This window comes from Polynucleobacter arcticus, from assembly GCF_013307205.1.
Classification (GTDB): Bacteria; Pseudomonadota; Gammaproteobacteria; order Burkholderiales; family Burkholderiaceae; genus Polynucleobacter; species Polynucleobacter arcticus.
In genome coordinates this window covers 426,755-441,943 of the sequence record NZ_CP028940.1, presented here as the reverse complement: position 1 = coordinate 441,943, position 15,189 = coordinate 426,755, and the positions used below count along the sequence as shown (strand labels likewise).

The following is a 15,189-nucleotide window of genomic DNA, read 5'->3' as shown; positions in this document are numbered from 1 at the left end:
GTTTTATCTAGGGGCTTTTGCTTTGATTGCTTATTGCTTTAATCTAAATTCAGATCCGTTACTGCACCTTTACTAGCTGAACTAGCCAAGCGGGCATATTTCGCTAATAGGCCACGGGTATAGCGTGGTTTAGGCTGTACCCAAGCAGCGCGACGTTTCGCAATCTCTTCATCACTCACATTGAGTTGAATGAGTAGCTTATGAGCATCGATCGTGACTGAGTCACCTTCTTCGATGAGAGCAATAGTGCCGCCTACAAATGCCTCAGGAGCAACGTGACCTACCACCATGCCCCAAGTGCCGCCAGAGAAGCGTCCATCAGTGATTAGGCCTACTGTCTCGCCTAAGCCTTGACCAACCAGGGCAGAGGTCGGGGCCAGCATCTCGCGCATGCCGGGACCGCCTTTAGGGCCCTCGTAGCGAATGACCATGACATCACCATCTTTAATCTTCTGCGCCATGATGGCAGCCATGGCATCGTCCTCCGAATCAAATACACGGGCAGGGCCAGTAATCGATGGGTTCTTCAGGCCAGTAATCTTGGCAACACAACCCTCGGGAGAGATATTGCCCTTCAGAATAGCCAAGTGACCTTGCTTATACAAAGGGTTGTCTAAAGTGCGAATGACTTTTTGGTCTGCGCGCGGTACGGATGGAACATCTTTTAATGTTTCCGCAATCGTTTTACCAGTGATCGTCATGCAATCGCCATGCAAAAGTCCACCATCTAGCAAGATCTTCATTACTTGCGGAATACCGCCAGCTTGGTGAAGATCGGTTGCTAAATATTGACCTGAAGGTTTCATATCCGCAATCACGGGAACACGTTTACGAATACGCTCAAAGTCATCAATCGTCCAATCGATTTCAGCGGCGCTGGTGATGGCTAGGTAATGGAGTACGGCATTTGTAGAGCCGCCCACTGCCATGATGACGCTCACTGCATTCTCAATTGATTTTTTGGTAATGATGTCACGCGGACGTAAATTCTTCTTGATCGCCTCTACTAAAACAATCGCTGATTCATGTGCACTGGCGACTTTCTCCGCATCTACGTTCGACATAGTAGAAGAGTAGGGCAGACTCATGCCAAGGGCTTCAAACGAGGAGCTCATCGTATTGGCTGTATACATACCGCCGCAAGAGCCGCTACCTGGACAAGCATTCTGCTCAACGCCCTTCAGATCTTCCTCGTTTAAACGGCCAGAGGTAAATTCACCAACCGCTTCAAACGCGGAAACAATGTTGAGCTCTTTGCCTTTGTAGTGACCTGGCTTGATGGTGCCACCATAAACATAAATACTAGGTACATTGGTGCGCGCCATCGCCATCATGCCGCCTGGCATGTTTTTGTCGCAGCCACCGATAACGACAACACCGTCTTGCCACAAACCATTGACGCAAGTTTCAATACTGTCAGCAATCACTTCGCGGGATACGAGGGAATATTTCATGCCCTCGGTACCCATGCCGATGCCATCGGAGACTGTTGGCACGCCAAACATTTGCGATTTAGCACCAGCCTCTTCCAAGGCGAGGACTGCAGCATCTGCTAATTTTTGTAATCCGCTATTGCAAGGGGTAATGGTTGCATGACCATTGGCCACGCCGACCATAGGTTTTACAAAATCCTGTTCTTCATAGCCCATCGCGTAATACATAGAGCGATTGGGCGCACGAGCAACCCCTTCAGTAACATTGCGCGAGCGTTCGTTGAGGCGTTTCATGCTGATATGGACTCCAGAAAAGAATTTGTCGAAAAGCTCTATTGTGCCGTGAGACAACTGGGAATGCAGGGGTTTTATGTGAGCTTTCCCTGATTTCTTGACGCACTGCAACAAGCTGATTTTTCTATTGTATTTGCAGATTGAATCCTATCATTAGCTTGAGAGCTAATATCCTTTGCAAAAAAGCTCCAGTACATTGCTTTATCTATTACTTTTTCTTTTAAATTCAATGACTAAAGCTGGCCATATCTACCTAATTGACGACGACGAGTCCATGCGAACCTCCTTGTCTAGGATGCTCAAAGATGTGGGTTATGTAGTGGAGGACTTTTCCTCGGCAGTGACATTTTTAGAGCATTCGCTACCGGTAGCTCCAGCAGTCATTCTGTTGGATATGCAAATGCCAGATGTGACAGGGCTTGATTTGCAGGAAAAACTACTAAAAATAGGCCGAAAAACCCCGATTGTCTTTGTAAGCGGGCAGAGCCATCCTCATCAGATTGTGAAAAGTCTTAAACAGGGGGCTGTCGATTTTCTCTTCAAGCCCTTCAACTTGGATGATTTGCTGAAGGCTGTTGCCGATGCCTTGGAGTTTGATAGACGCCAGCTCAAGCGTATTTCCAAGGAGGTAGAGACGAAAAAAGACTTCGCCACTTTAACCCCTAGAGAGAAAGAAGTATGCTTTTGGCTAGTGAAGGGATTGCTTAACAAGGATATTGCCGTCAAACTAGGAACAACGGACGCAACCATTAAGGTGCATAAGGCTAGAGTGATGGATAAGATGAATGTGGAATCTGTGCAAACATTGGTCGCAAAATACCTTGAATCTGATCTTGAAAACACTCAGAATACCTAGCTGTTAGGCTAATTTCCCTCGCCAAGTATAGGCACTATGATGTGGCAACATTTTTGACACATAAATCGCTTAAAGTAATTTGTGACTACTAATCCAAAGCTCCCCGAGATTCGCAAGGAGGCCTTTACAAAGGCTCGAGAGAAGCTCGGCTTAAGCACCAAGGATTTGGGTGGTATGGCTTGCCTTTCCACCCGCCAAATTGAGCAAATCGAAAATGGTGAGATAAGTTCTTTTTACGGTGCTCAAATTAAAGTCACCGCTGCCAAGAAAGTAGCCGGACTCCTCCAGTTAAATGATCAAGATGCGTTTGACTATGGCGTGCAAACTTTAGAGAAAAAGCATGACGCAATAGTGGAGCTGCCGATAGCGGAGGTGAAGGCAGTCAAGAATCTAAAGGTGGATGCGGCTAAAAAAGTTTCCACCAATAAGGTAGATCAAAAACAAGATACTGTCGAAGCAAAAAAGCAGGTGAAGGAGGCTCAGTTACCCGAAACAGGAATTGAAGAAGAAATAAAAGAGTCCGCCACAAAAGTGCAAGCTAAAGAAGTGTCATTTACCAGATCAGCAGGTAAGACAAAATCGACTTCACAAAAAAAGCTTTTACTTAGTCTGAGTGTATTTGCCGCTATCGTATTTTCGGTAATCAACTTACGACCATTATTTTTCGCAGACAAGCCAGCAGAAATCATCCTTGTTAAGGAAGAGATTGTTGAGCCAGTTTCTGTAGCAACTCCAGCGGAGCCGGTACCAGTTGCTTCAGTAGCGACGGTAGCTGCGGTTGCCTCCACCGGTGCTGAGATTTCAACCGCTTGTCCTCCTGAGGAGGGCATCATTAGCTATAAGCCAGATGCGCCTCGCAAAGCAGCTGACGTGGTTTACATTCAAGTGAAAGCAAAGCAAGTAGTTTGTGTGAGCGATGCTTCCGGAAAGGTCCAAAACAGGATGATAGAGCCAGGAGTGGGTGCATCTTTTAATGGTAGGCCACCATTTAAAGTGCTCACTAATAGTCTTGCTCAGGCAGAAGTATTTTTTCAGGGCGCGAAGGTGCGTCTTTCAAATCCGAATGTCAAAACACTGATTTTGGAAGCTTCTGAAGTAATGGTTCCGTCTTCGGATCGGACGGATTCTCAGTTACGCTAACCCCGAGGGAGTTAGCGTATTGAATGCAGGTGTTTAAACTGCTGAGTCGTTCGTTTCGCCAGTGCGAATACGAATCGCTTGCTCAATTGGGCTAACAAAAATCTTGCCATCCCCAATTTTTCCTGTGCGTGCGGCTTTAGTAATTGCCTCGATTGCCCCTTCAACGCGGTCATCAGCAACCACGACTTCCACTTTAACTTTAGGTAAAAAGTCGACTACATACTCGGCGCCACGATAGAGCTCAGTGTGCCCTTTTTGGCGGCCAAATCCTTTGACCTCGGTAACAGTGAGTCCAGTGACGCCTACTTCAGCTAAGGCTTCACGAACTTCGTCAAGTTTGAACGGCTTAATAATGGATGTGATTAGCTTCATATATTCCCCTTAATACGGTAATCATACCTAGAACTGCAATGAAATGCCTTAAAAGGCCTCGCCATCCTGCTTAGGCTCTAAATTGAGAGGTAATAGGATAACGCCAGTCACGCCCAAAAGCCCTTGTGGTTACCCGTACACCAGGAGGCGCTTGGCGACGCTTGTACTCGTTGAGCTTTATTAGGTGGGTCACTTTTTCAACACTCTCGGGATCAAACCCAGCATCAATAATTTGGTCAATGGATTGATTTTGTTCCATATAACGCTCTACGATCCCATCCAATACTTCATACGACGGTAGGCTATCTTGATCGGTCTGATCGGGACGTAATTCTGCGGAGGGAGCGCGCGTCAGAATGCGTTCTGGAATAATTGGGCTAATACTGTTGCGGTAGGCACACAATCGATATACCAAGGTCTTGGCGATATCCTTAATAACGGCGAAGCCGCCAGCCATATCGCCATATAAAGTGCAGTAGCCCACTGCCATCTCACTCTTATTGCCAGTAGTGAGAACGAGGCGGCCAGTTTTATTGGAGAGGGCCATTAGTAGAGTACCGCGCACTCGCGCCTGAATATTCTCTTCAGTGGCATCCAGCTTGAGGCCTTTGAACTGCTCAGCCAAGGCATGCTCTAGAGCATCAACCGGTGCGCTAATCGGAATCTCATCGTATTGAACGTCCAGATTTTGGGCCATTTCTCTAGCATCGATCCAGGAGATGTCGGCGGTATAGCGTGAGGCCATCATGACGGTACGCACTTTATCTGCACCTAAAGCATCTACTGCAATTGCCAGCACTAATGCGGAGTCAACACCTCCGGAGAGGCCAATAATGACTCCTGGAAAACGATTCTTCTGAACATAGTCGCGCACACCTAAAACAAGCGCTTGGTAAGCTTGAGCTTCCACGTTAGAAGGAATAACCATTGTTCCTGGCTCTAAATCAGCAGATGCATTGACATCTACATAGCCAAGAGCAGTCTCAAACTGCGGCATAGCCATCACAACTTCGCCTGCGCTATTTAAAGCAAATGAACCACCATCAAAAACCAATTCATCTTGTCCTCCCACAGCGTTAACATAGACCAAAGGCATTTTGCTTACGGCAATCTGTTTGCGCAGCACTTCAATACGTAAAGCCTCTTTTTGGAGGTGATAAGGTGAGGCGTTGAGAACCAGTAAAACTTGGGCGCCAGCTTCATGAGCTTGTTTAGCGGGACCCGCATGCCAAGCATCTTCACAAAGAATCACGCCATATCGAATGCCCGCATGCTCAAAGACGCAGGCCTCATTGCCCGGCCTGAAATAACGCACTTCATCAAATACTTCATGATTAGGTAGCTCTTGCTTGGCATAGCCAGCAATCACCTTGCCATCGAGAATGACGGAGGCATAGTTTTGCAATCCTGCAGCGGTCTTTTTGGGATGGCCAATAATGACAGTGAGCCCCGGAAATTGTTGGAGTTCAAGTATGAGGCGGTTGAGCTCGCGATCTGCGGCCTCAATAAAAGCAGGGCGCAAGAGTAAATCTTCTGGGGGGTAGCCGGTAAGGGAGAGCTCTGGCGTGAGAACAAGATTCGCACCTTGCGCATATGCACTAGCGGCAGCTTGAGAGATCAGCTGCGCATTGCCAGGCAAATCACCCAAATGTGGGTTGATTTGCGCTAGGGCGATCTTTTGTGAGTTCACTCCCAATGACGATGCAATTACTGCTGTGACTTAGCGTAGCCTTCGATGCCGTCCAAAATTTCTTTATGGGCACCTGCAACACCAGTCCAACCTTTTACTTTCACCCACTTACCTTTTTCGAGATCTTTGTAGTGCTCGAAGAAGTGTTGAATTTGGGCGAGGAGCAATTCATTGACATCTTCTGGTTTCTGCAAATTTTTATAAATTGGCAAAATCTTGTCTTCTGGAACGGCTAACAACTTTGCATCTTGCCCGCCTTCATCTTCCATCTCTAACATGCCGATAGCGCGGCAACTAATGACTGAGCCTGGCACCAATGCAAACGGGGTAATGACGAGTACGTCTACAGGATCGCCATCACCAGCAACTGTTTTTGGGATGTAACCATAATTGCATGGGTAGTGCATTGCTGTTCCCATGAAGCGATCTACGAATAGGCAACCAGTTTCTTTATCCACTTCATACTTCACTGGATCCGCATTCATTGGGATCTCAATAATGACGTTGAATGTTTCTGGGATTTTCTTACCTGGGCTGACCTTGTCGTAACTCATAAATACTCCGGTTAGTGATTAATGTGCGTTTGATCTTAGCAAAGAGGCAAAGCCATGCTGCTGAAGATTGAATCTATTCTCTGCTATTAAAGCCATGAATGCTTTATGTCTTTCATTTTAAGGCTTTCTGTAGTGAGGCCTATAGATGCGAGCTCAAGGCTTCTTGACTAATTGTAGGCCAATGGCCTACAATATAACCAATGGATTTTGAATGGGATATGGCTAAAAGTAACTTATGCCAGATCTCTCGAAATTTTGATTTCACATATGTAATATCAATTTTTGCAGATCCAAATTTGTTGATAGAAAAAGACCAACGTTGGGACTACGGGGAAGAGCGATTTCGGGCGCTAGGCGTCATAGATCAAAAAGTATTTGTAGTCATTTATACAAAGAGGCCGCTAGCAATCAGGGTTATTTCAGCCAGGCGGGCAAATCGTAGGGAGGTGAGGCTTTATGAAGAAAATCACTCGAGTTAGCGTGGATCTGAATGATCCCAGCAGCTTTCCTAAGGGCTTTGTAGATAAAAAATTACTGGATGCGACGTCAGAGCGCCTGATTAAATTGCACCAGCAGCAAGATGATGCAGATGCCATGATGGATGCTGCTCAATATGCAAAAGGGGTGCGCGAGAGAATTGGCTTATCTCAGCAAGAGTTCTCAAAGCGGATCGAGGTTTCTTTGGAGACTATTCGCAACTGGGAGCAAGGAAAGCGCAGCCCCACTGGCGCAGCAAAAGCTTTGTTGAAAATTTTGGATAGAGCGCCGGAGATTGCATTACTCGCTCTGAGTGCTTGATGCCTGCCCCGGTAACAAAAATGCCCAGCAGTGCTGGGCATTTTTTTCATTGATTCTTAAATTGAACTTGAATTAATCCAAAGTCTCCAAATAACGCTGGGCATCTAATGCAGCCATACATCCCGTTCCTGCGCTGGTGATGGCTTGACGATAGATATGGTCTTGCACATCGCCTGCGGCAAATACGCCGGGGATATTGGTGGCTGTTGCATTGCCCTCTAAACCAGAGTGTGTCTTCAGGTAACCATTAGTCATATCAAGCTGACCAATAAATAGCTCAGTGTTGGGTTTGTGACCAATAGCAATAAAAGCACCTGTTACTGCAATATCTTCTGTGCTGCCGTCTGTTTTTTTAATACGTACACCAGTAACCCCTTTTTCATCACCAAGGACTTCATCCAATGTGGAGTTCAGTTTGAGCTCGACTTTGCCTTCAGCTACTTTGGCCATGAGGCGGTCATTCAGAATAGGTTCTGCACGGAACTTATCGCGACGGTGAATCACGGTGACCTTTTTAGCAATACCGGTGAGATAAAGTGCCTCTTCAACTGCAGTATTACCACCACCTACAACACAGACATCTTGATTGCGATAGAAGAAGCCATCACAAGTCGCGCAACCAGAGACGCCGCGACCCATAAATGCCTCTTCACTAGGAAGACCGAGATACTGAGCGGAGGCACCGGTAGAAATAATGAGGGCATCACAAGTGTAAGTGCCAGAGTCGCCAACTAAACGTATAGGCTTCTCAGAAAGTGCTGCCGTATGAATATGATCAAAGATGATGTTGGTGTTAAAACGCTCAGCATGCTTTAAAAAGCGATCCATGAGCTCCGGGCCCTGGACCCCATCCGGGTCTGCTGGCCAGTTCTCTACATCGGTGGTGGTCATTAACTGGCCACCTTGAGCGATGCCAGTGATCAGTGTTGGGCTCAAATTAGCACGGGCTGCGTACACTGCAGCTGAGTAGCCGGCAGGGCCTGAACCGAGGATAAGAACTTTGGAGTGTGTTGGGGTATTTGTAGTCATACCCAAATTATAGGATTGCTTGATTACAATCGGTAGAACATGGCTAGATCTGCATACCCGAAGTCTAAAACCCCCTTAAGTCCCCAGCCCCCTCAGAATCAAGGGTCGGGTAGGATGCCCCGCCTTCTCATGGAGGCCCGCTGGTTCATCTCTTGCGGTCTTTGCCTGGGCTTATTGGCTATTTTATTGACGTATTCCAAGGCGGATCCCGCCTGGTCACATGCCAGTTTTGAGGTTCCAAAGAACCTGGGAGGCCGTTTTGGGGCCTATTTAGCGGATTTATTGCTGTATATCTTCGGTATTTCTGCATTTTGGTGGGTCGTGCTTTTTGGCCGCCGTGTTCTTAGTGGCTGGCGTGAGCTTTGGAGTATCCCTTTGCCACCAGACCCTGATGCCAAGCCAGACTCCTTGTTAATGCGCTGGCTGGGCTTTGGACTGACTTTAGTGAGCAGTATGGGTCTGGAGTCTATCCGCCTCCATTCCTTGGCCTGGGAGCTTCCACGGCCTCCTGGAGGCATTTTGGGTGAGCTGATCGGCGATCCCTTGCAAATGACCCTCGGTTTTACTGGTTCTACACTGTTTTTACTTTTCACCTTTTGCGCCGGTCTTTCCTTATTCCTCCATTTTTCTTGGTTAGATGTCGCTGAAAAAGTAGGGCGATCTCTTGAGCTGGCTTTCAACCGTTTGCGTGAGCGTCGCGATAGCGAAGAGGATCGCAAGCTCGGCGAGGCTGCTGCGGAAGAGCGTGAAGAGTTTGTTGAAGAGTTTCGCGGGCGCGTTGAAATTGCGAAGCCCGTCCAAATTGTTCGTGCGCCAGCAGAAATTCCAAAAAGTGCTCGAGTTGAGCGTGAGAAGCAACAACCATTGTTTGTAGATATTCCGGATTCAGAATTACCACCTTTAGCTTTGCTTGATCCAGTACCTGAAGCTAAGGAAACCATTTCAGCAGATGTGCTGGAATTTACTTCTCGCTTAATTGAGCGCAAGTTGGCTGAGTTCAATGTAGAAGTCAAAGTCATTGCAGCGTATCCAGGCCCAGTGGTAACTCGTTATGAAATCGATCCTGCTGTTGGTGTGAAGGGTAGTCAGATTGTCAATCTCTCCCGTGATCTAGCCCGGTCCCTTGGCGTAGTGAGCATGCGTGTAGTGGAAACTATTCCAGGTAAGACCTGTATGGCCTTGGAGTTACCAAACCCAACACGTCAATCCGTCTATCTCTCTGAGATTTTGAGTTCACAGGTTTATAACGATAGTCACTCCAACTTAACTCTATCTTTGGGTAAAGATATTTCTGGTAGCCCAGTTGTAGCTGACTTAGCGAAGATGCCGCACTGTTTGGTTGCTGGTACTACTGGTGCTGGTAAGTCGGTTGGTATCAACGCCATGATTCTGTCTATCCTCTTCAAGGCTAAGCCAGATGAAGTGCGACTAATCATGATCGATCCGAAGATGCTAGAGATGGCGATGTATGACAAGATCCCCCATCTTTTGTGCCCAGTAGTTACTGATATGAAGCAAGCTTATAACGCGCTCAATTGGGCCGTCAATGAGATGGAGCGCCGTTACAAACTCATGAGTAAGTTTGGCGTGCGTAACCTTGCCGGATTTAATAAGAAGATATTAGAGGCTGAAGAAAAGGGTGAGAAGCTCACCAATCCATTTAGCCTGACTCCGGATGATCCAGAGCCAATCTATAAAGCGCCAGTAATCGTGATCGTGATCGATGAGTTGGCAGACTTAATGATGGTCTCTGGTAAGAAGATTGAAGAGTTGATAGCGCGTATTGCACAAAAAGCCCGTGCTGCTGGTATTCATTTGGTATTAGCAACACAGCGCCCTAGCGTGGACGTGATTACCGGTCTGATCAAGGCCAACGTGCCAACCCGTATTTCTTTCCAGGTGAGTAGCAAGATCGATAGCCGTACCATTTTGGACCAACAGGGCGCTGAAGCACTCCTCGGCATGGGTGACATGCTCTACATGGCTCCAGGTACTGGATTGCCTGTTCGTGTACACGGTGCTTTTGTTTCGGATGACGAAGTTCATCGTGTAGTGGAGTGGCTTAAAGAGAAGGGCGAAGCCAATTACATCGACGGCGTTCTAGAGGGTGCCGATGAATCTACCATCGATGCATTGACTGGTGAAGGTGGTGGTGAAGCTGATCCTTTGTATGACCAGGCAGTGGCTATCGTTCTAGAAAATAAGCGCCCATCCATTTCCTTAGTGCAGCGCCATTTGCGCATTGGTTATAACCGTGCGGCACGTCTACTTGAGGATATGGAAAAAGCAGGTCTGGTGTCGAAGATGGGTAACGGCGGTAATCGCGAGATTTTGCATCGCGCTTCAGAGTAAGGCAGTCATTTTGTATAGATTATTTTCTGCAGCATTCCTTGGAATAGCTATTTTGTTTTCAGGAGCAGCACTATCGCAAGCTGAAAGCGGTGCAGAGCAGTTGCGTCAATTTGTGCGTAACTCCAAAACGGCTGAAGGGGAATTTGTTCAGCAGCAGTTGCGTGCTCCTAAAGCAAGCGAGCCCCAAGATAAAGGCTTAAAAGTCATCCGCCAAACACAGGGTCGTTTTGTGTTTCAGCGTCCAGGTCGCTTTATCTGGGATACCCAAAAGCCGTATGAGCAAAAACTCATTGCGGATGGTAAGCAATTAATATTGTGGGATAAGGATTTGAATCAAGCTACCTTCAGGCCCGCCGGCCAAGCCTTAGCTGCAACTCCTGCCGCAATTCTGTTTGGTGAAACTTCACTGGATCAACATTTTGATTTAGTTGAAGGTGAAGATCGCCTCGGTATGAAATGGGTTTCTCTTGTGCCCAAAAAAAACCCCAATGCTAAAAATGGGGGCGACTTGCCCTATACCAAGATCTCTGTAGGAATGGCAAACGGTCTACCTAAAGCACTAGAATTAATTGATGGCTTGGGCAGTGTTGTCTTGGTCACTTTGGACAAGATCCAGCTCAACATCAATCTCCCAGCGAATCGCTTTACCTTTGTGCCGCCTGCTGGCGCAGAAGTCTTACGCTTAAACTAACAAAAAGACCCATTAACCAATAGAGCATCACATGATTGATCCGCAATTACTCCGCAAAGATATTTCAGCTGTTGCTGCTCGTTTAGCTACGCGTAAATTTCAGCTCGATGTTGAGAAGTTCAACACCTTAGAGTCCGAGCGTAAATCCTTGCAAACTCGTACTGAGGAGCTGCAAGCTAAGCGTAACCAGTTGGCCAAAGCCATTGGTATGAAAAAAGGCAAAGGCGAGGATGCTACTGCGGAGATGGCAGAGGCAACGCAGATTAACGTCGATATGGAATCTGGCGCAGCACGTCTAGCTATTCTGCAAGTGGAGATTGCTGATTTCTTGATGGGTATTCCGAATCTGCCAGATGACGCTGTTCCAGTTGGTAAAGATGAGGCCGACAATCAAGAAGTGAAGCGCTGGGGTGTGATTCCAGAGTTTGCATTCCCCATTAAAGACCATGTGGATCTAGGTGCACCACTGGGTCTTGATTTTGAGTCTGCCGCAAAGATTAGTGGTTCACGCTTTGCAGTGCTTAAAGGCCCAGTTGCTAGACTGCATCGTGCGCTAGCGCAATTTATGATTGACTTGCACACAACTCAACATGGTTACGAAGAGCTGTATGTTCCCTTGATGGTGAATGCGGCATCGATGCGCGGTACCGGGCAGTTGCCTAAGTTCGAAGAGGACTTATTCAAAGTCCCTCGTCAAATGGGTGGTGAAGACGGTGCTGGCGAAGCAAACATTGAAAACTTTTATTTGATTCCGACTGCAGAAGTACCTGTTACCAATTTAGTGCGCGACACGATTACTGTGGCTGAAGATTTACCGCTCAAGTTTGTTGCGCATACCCCATGCTTCAGATCCGAGGCTGGTAGCTATGGCCGTGATGTGCGCGGTATGATCCGTCAACACCAGTTTGAAAAAGTAGAGCTCGTACAAATTTCAAAGCCGGAAGAGTCAATGCAATTGCTTGAAGAGCTAACTTCTCATGCTGAAAAAGTATTGGAATTACTCGAGTTACCTTACAGAAAAGTATTGCTTTGCACAGGTGATATGGGCTTTGGTAGCGCTAAAACTTACGACCTTGAAGTGTGGATCCCCTCACAAAATGCTTACCGTGAAATTAGCTCTTGTTCCAATATGGGAGACTTCCAGGCAAGACGAATGCAGGCTAGATTTAAGACAGGTCAAGGCAAGCCTGAATTGGTGCATACCTTGAATGGCTCCGGCCTCGCAGTAGGTAGAACAGGTGTAGCGCTGCTAGAAAATTGCCAGTTAGCCGATGGCAGTATTGCGATCCCGAAAGTGCTGCGACCTTACTTGGGTGGCTTGGAAGTATTAAAGCCCCTCTAAGAAAGCACCCCGAAAAATCCAAAGCTTGCCTGAAAGCTATAATTAGGGTTCGGTTCGGAGAGGTGGCAGAGTGGTCGAATGTACCTGACTCGAAATCAGGCGTAGGGTCAAACCTACCGTGGGTTCGAATCCCACCCTCTCCGCCAACCAGACTCTATATTGCTAGCTATAGAAAAGATATCGAAAGAGCCCCGCATGACGTGGGGCTTTTTATTTCAAAGGGGTATTACTGTTGCAATCGAGCCACCAAGTACTTCATGACGTTTTTGGCTTTGATCAATTTCGGGGCTCTCAAGAGTCTATTGTTAAGCATGTAGTAGCAGGCGGAGATGCTTTGGTCCTCATGCCGACTGGTGCCGGTAAGTCGCTGTGCTATCAAATCCCCTCGCTTGTGCGCCGCGGTGTTGGGGTAGTAGTTTCACCTTTAATTGCACTGATGCAAGATCAAGTGGATGCGTTAACCCAGTTGGGTGTTAAGGCTTCCTTTCTCAACTCCAGTTTGGATGCGGCTACATCTCAAAAAGTGACCAGTCAGCTGCTCGCTGGAGATCTTGATTTAATTTATGTCGCTCCAGAACGTCTCATGAATCCTGGGTTCCTATCGATACTGGATAGGCTCAATGCGGGGCCTGGAATTGCACTCTTCGCTATCGATGAGGCGCACTGTGTTTCACAATGGGGCCATGATTTTCGCCCAGAATATCGCCAGTTGACTGTACTGCACGAGCGATTTCCGAATGTACCTCGTATCGCCTTAACGGCTACGGCAGATGCACCGACCCGAGCAGAAATTGTAGAGCGTCTATCGTTGGAATCTGCTGAGCAATTTGTCTCTAGCTTTGATCGCCCCAATATTAAGTATCGAGTTCTACAAAAACAAAGCGCTAAACAACAGTTAGAACACTTCTTAGATGCCGAGCATGCCGATGATTCAGGAATTATTTATTGCCTATCGCGTCGTAGCGTAGAAGAAACTGCGCAATGGTTAAAAGATCGTGGGTGGGATGCAATGCCATACCACGCTGGTTTAAGTGTCGAAAAGCGTAGCGCTAATCAAAAACGCTTTTTGCGAGAAGAAGGCGTCATCATGGTCGCAACAGTAGCCTTTGGTATGGGCATTGATAAGCCCAACGTTCGCTTTGTGGCCCATCTGGATCTGCCTAAGAGTATGGAGGGGTACTACCAAGAAACCGGACGCGCAGGGCGTGATGGCTTGCCTGCAAATGCCTGGATGGCCTATGGATTCGGGGATGTGGTGAACTTGCGACAAATGGTAGATTCTGGCGAAGCTTCCGAGGACCGTAAGCGGGTAGAGCGCCAAAAACTGAATGCTTTGCTAGGCTATTGTGAGTCTACGACATGCCGCCATCAAGCAATCTTGCGCTACTTTGGAGAGACGCACGCTGGTGGCTGTGGTAATTGCGACAACTGTCTTGAGCCAGTTGCGACTTGGAATGCGACACATGAAGCGCAAAAAGCATTGTCATGTGTGTATCGTACTGGTCAGCGTTTCGGTGTGACCCACTTAATTGATGTACTCTTGGGCAAAGTGACTCCCAGAGTGAAGCAATTTTTTCATGAGCAAGTGAGTACATTTGGCATTGGTTCAGAGCTTAATCAGGCCCAGTGGAATAGTATTTACCGTCAGTTGGTAGCGGGTGGTTATTTAGATGCTGATATTGCATTGCATGGCGGCTTAAAGCTAGTGGATGCTATTGCCTTGCCTGTCCTGCGCGGAGAGCAAGAGGTTTGGCTGCGCAAAGAAACGGGCTACTCCAAGAGTAAAGCTACAAAAGCTGGATCAAAAAAGAGCTCTACCCATCCCTTTAACAATATTGCAGATGAAAACTTATGGGAGTTGCTCAAGGCTAAGCGTACTGAGCTGGCACGCGAACAAGGGGTGCCACCCTATGTGATTTTTCATGACAGTACTTTGCAGGAGATGGTGAAATCTTCGCCTACTACCTTAGATCAATTCAGTCGTATTGGCGGGGTCGGGCAAGCCAAGCTGGAGCGCTATGGCGAGCACTTTATTCAAGTCATTCAGGAAAGCCTCGAGAGCTCCAACTAAACTCTTTATCTCAGGTTACTCACCACAATCTGCAGCACCTGCAGAATGAGGAGTAGCGCCAGAGGTGATAAATCCAATGCGCCAAAATTAGGCAATGCTTTTCTGATTGGCGTTAGCAGTGGATCTACTAAAAGTGAAACTAGATATTGAATTTGAGATCCAGCGCTAACCCACGAGAGAATTACGCTGGCAAACACCAGGCCGACAAGTCCCGACAGGATGAGGTCTAGTAAATCGATAAAAGCAATCGCTAACCATGACAGCTCAGGCAAGATAGCACCAGAGATCCAAAATAGGAGCGCTACCTTTCCTAGAATGAGTAGATAGGCGGCAATAAAACTTGCCACATCAAAACGACCAATACTGGGAATGACTCTGCGAAGTGGAATGACAATCCAATTGCTCAGTGGCAGAACATAGGAGCCGATGGTCTTGTTTTGACCCATGCCGAGATTAAATGCAAGCCATTGTAAGTAGCATCTCAGAAGGCATGCTCCAGCAATAACGCTCACAAGGACTTGGAGGAGGAGATTGGCGATTTGTATCAACATATGCCTATTGTATGGG

General features: G+C 47.3%; 14 protein-coding genes and 1 tRNA gene. 9 read left to right on the top strand and 6 right to left on the bottom strand.

The window, feature by feature from the left end:
- Positions 1-38: 38 nt before the first annotated feature.
- Positions 39-1,727 (bottom strand): dihydroxy-acid dehydratase, encoded by a 1,689-nt coding sequence (ilvD, locus tag DN92_RS02395; RefSeq protein ID WP_173959748.1) that lies wholly within the window; start codon positions 1,725-1,727, stop codon positions 39-41.
- Between the two features lie 229 nt (positions 1,728-1,956).
- On the opposite strand from ilvD, the gene DN92_RS02390 reads away from it, so the two are divergent.
- Positions 1,957-2,583 (top strand): response regulator transcription factor, encoded by a 627-nt coding sequence (locus DN92_RS02390; RefSeq protein ID WP_173959747.1) that lies wholly within the window; start codon positions 1,957-1,959, stop codon positions 2,581-2,583.
- An 81-nt stretch (positions 2,584-2,664) separates the two neighbouring features.
- Entirely contained in the window at positions 2,665-3,723 is a 1,059-nt protein-coding gene (locus DN92_RS02385; protein ID WP_173959746.1) for a helix-turn-helix domain-containing protein, read from the top strand.
- A 33-nt stretch (positions 3,724-3,756) separates the two neighbouring features.
- Here the strand turns inward: DN92_RS02385 and glnK are convergent, their stop codons facing one another.
- From glnK to ppa, 3 genes are all read right to left on the bottom strand, one after another.
- Positions 3,757-4,095 carry a P-II family nitrogen regulator gene (gene glnK / locus DN92_RS02380; protein WP_173959745.1) on the bottom strand — a complete coding sequence of 113 codons (339 nt, stop codon included), beginning with the start codon at positions 4,093-4,095 and terminating at the stop codon, positions 3,757-3,759.
- Between the two features lie 70 nt (positions 4,096-4,165).
- Positions 4,166-5,785 (bottom strand): NAD+ synthase, encoded by a 1,620-nt coding sequence (locus tag DN92_RS02375; RefSeq protein ID WP_173959744.1) that lies wholly within the window; start codon positions 5,783-5,785, stop codon positions 4,166-4,168.
- A 17-nt stretch (positions 5,786-5,802) separates the two neighbouring features.
- Positions 5,803-6,339, bottom strand: coding sequence for an inorganic diphosphatase (gene ppa, locus DN92_RS02370; protein WP_173959743.1), 537 nt, complete (start codon positions 6,337-6,339; stop codon positions 5,803-5,805).
- A gap of 200 nt (positions 6,340-6,539) precedes the next feature.
- Between ppa and DN92_RS02365 the strand changes: the two genes are divergently transcribed.
- Together DN92_RS02365 and DN92_RS02360 are read left to right on the top strand one after the other, a co-directional pair.
- Positions 6,540-6,818 (top strand): BrnT family toxin, encoded by a 279-nt coding sequence (locus DN92_RS02365; RefSeq protein ID WP_173959742.1) that lies wholly within the window; start codon positions 6,540-6,542, stop codon positions 6,816-6,818.
- The gene (locus DN92_RS02360) at positions 6,796-7,137 is read left to right on the top strand and encodes a helix-turn-helix domain-containing protein (protein ID WP_173959741.1); all 342 of its coding nucleotides are present in this window, start codon (positions 6,796-6,798) and stop codon (positions 7,135-7,137) included. The genes DN92_RS02365 and DN92_RS02360 overlap by 23 nt, the downstream gene beginning before the upstream one ends.
- A gap of 72 nt (positions 7,138-7,209) precedes the next feature.
- Here the strand turns inward: DN92_RS02360 and trxB are convergent, their stop codons facing one another.
- Entirely contained in the window at positions 7,210-8,166 is a 957-nt protein-coding gene (gene trxB / locus DN92_RS02355; protein WP_173959740.1) for a thioredoxin-disulfide reductase, read from the bottom strand.
- 39 nt (positions 8,167-8,205) lie between these two features.
- On the opposite strand from trxB, the gene DN92_RS02350 reads away from it, so the two are divergent.
- The 5 genes from DN92_RS02350 to recQ all read left to right on the top strand — a co-directional run bounded on the left by DN92_RS02350 (position 8,206) and on the right by recQ (position 14,622).
- Positions 8,206-10,518: a DNA translocase FtsK gene (locus DN92_RS02350; RefSeq protein ID WP_173959739.1), complete on the top strand. Its 2,313-nt coding sequence runs from the start codon at positions 8,206-8,208 to the stop codon at positions 10,516-10,518.
- Positions 10,519-10,528: 10 nt separating this feature from the next.
- Positions 10,529-11,209, top strand: a complete 681-nt coding sequence (gene lolA / locus DN92_RS02345; protein ID WP_173959738.1) for an outer membrane lipoprotein periplasmic chaperone LolA — start codon at positions 10,529-10,531, stop codon at positions 11,207-11,209.
- A gap of 31 nt (positions 11,210-11,240) precedes the next feature.
- Complete coding sequence (serS, locus tag DN92_RS02340) at positions 11,241-12,551, top strand: serine--tRNA ligase (RefSeq protein WP_173959737.1); 1,311 nt, start codon at positions 11,241-11,243, stop codon at positions 12,549-12,551.
- Between the two features lie 56 nt (positions 12,552-12,607).
- Positions 12,608-12,697, top strand: a tRNA-Ser gene (locus DN92_RS02335).
- Between the two features lie 86 nt (positions 12,698-12,783).
- The gene (gene recQ, locus DN92_RS02330; protein ID WP_173959736.1) at positions 12,784-14,622 is read left to right on the top strand and encodes a DNA helicase RecQ; all 1,839 of its coding nucleotides are present in this window, start codon (positions 12,784-12,786) and stop codon (positions 14,620-14,622) included.
- Positions 14,623-14,627: 5 nt separating this feature from the next.
- Here recQ and DN92_RS02325 read toward each other — a convergent pair whose 3' ends face one another.
- Positions 14,628-15,173, bottom strand: coding sequence for a YggT family protein (locus DN92_RS02325; protein WP_173959735.1), 546 nt, complete (start codon positions 15,171-15,173; stop codon positions 14,628-14,630).
- Positions 15,174-15,189: the final 16 nt, after the last annotated feature.

Coding starts and splice junctions, on each gene's coding strand:
- ilvD (WP_173959748.1), bottom strand. CDS start 1,727: ATGAAACGCCTCAACGAACGCTCGCGCAATGTTACTGAAGGGGTTGCT.
- DN92_RS02390 (WP_173959747.1), top strand. CDS start 1,957: ATGACTAAAGCTGGCCATATCTACCTAATTGACGACGACGAGTCCATG.
- glnK (WP_173959745.1), bottom strand. CDS start 4,095: ATGAAGCTAATCACATCCATTATTAAGCCGTTCAAACTTGACGAAGTT.
- ppa (WP_173959743.1), bottom strand. CDS start 6,339: ATGAGTTACGACAAGGTCAGCCCAGGTAAGAAAATCCCAGAAACATTC.
- DN92_RS02365 (WP_173959742.1), top strand. CDS start 6,540: ATGGATTTTGAATGGGATATGGCTAAAAGTAACTTATGCCAGATCTCT.
- DN92_RS02360 (WP_173959741.1), top strand. CDS start 6,796: ATGAAGAAAATCACTCGAGTTAGCGTGGATCTGAATGATCCCAGCAGC.
- trxB (WP_173959740.1), bottom strand. CDS start 8,166: ATGACTACAAATACCCCAACACACTCCAAAGTTCTTATCCTCGGTTCA.
- DN92_RS02350 (WP_173959739.1), top strand. CDS start 8,206: ATGGCTAGATCTGCATACCCGAAGTCTAAAACCCCCTTAAGTCCCCAG.
- serS (WP_173959737.1), top strand. CDS start 11,241: ATGATTGATCCGCAATTACTCCGCAAAGATATTTCAGCTGTTGCTGCT.
- DN92_RS02325 (WP_173959735.1), bottom strand. CDS start 15,173: ATGTTGATACAAATCGCCAATCTCCTCCTCCAAGTCCTTGTGAGCGTT.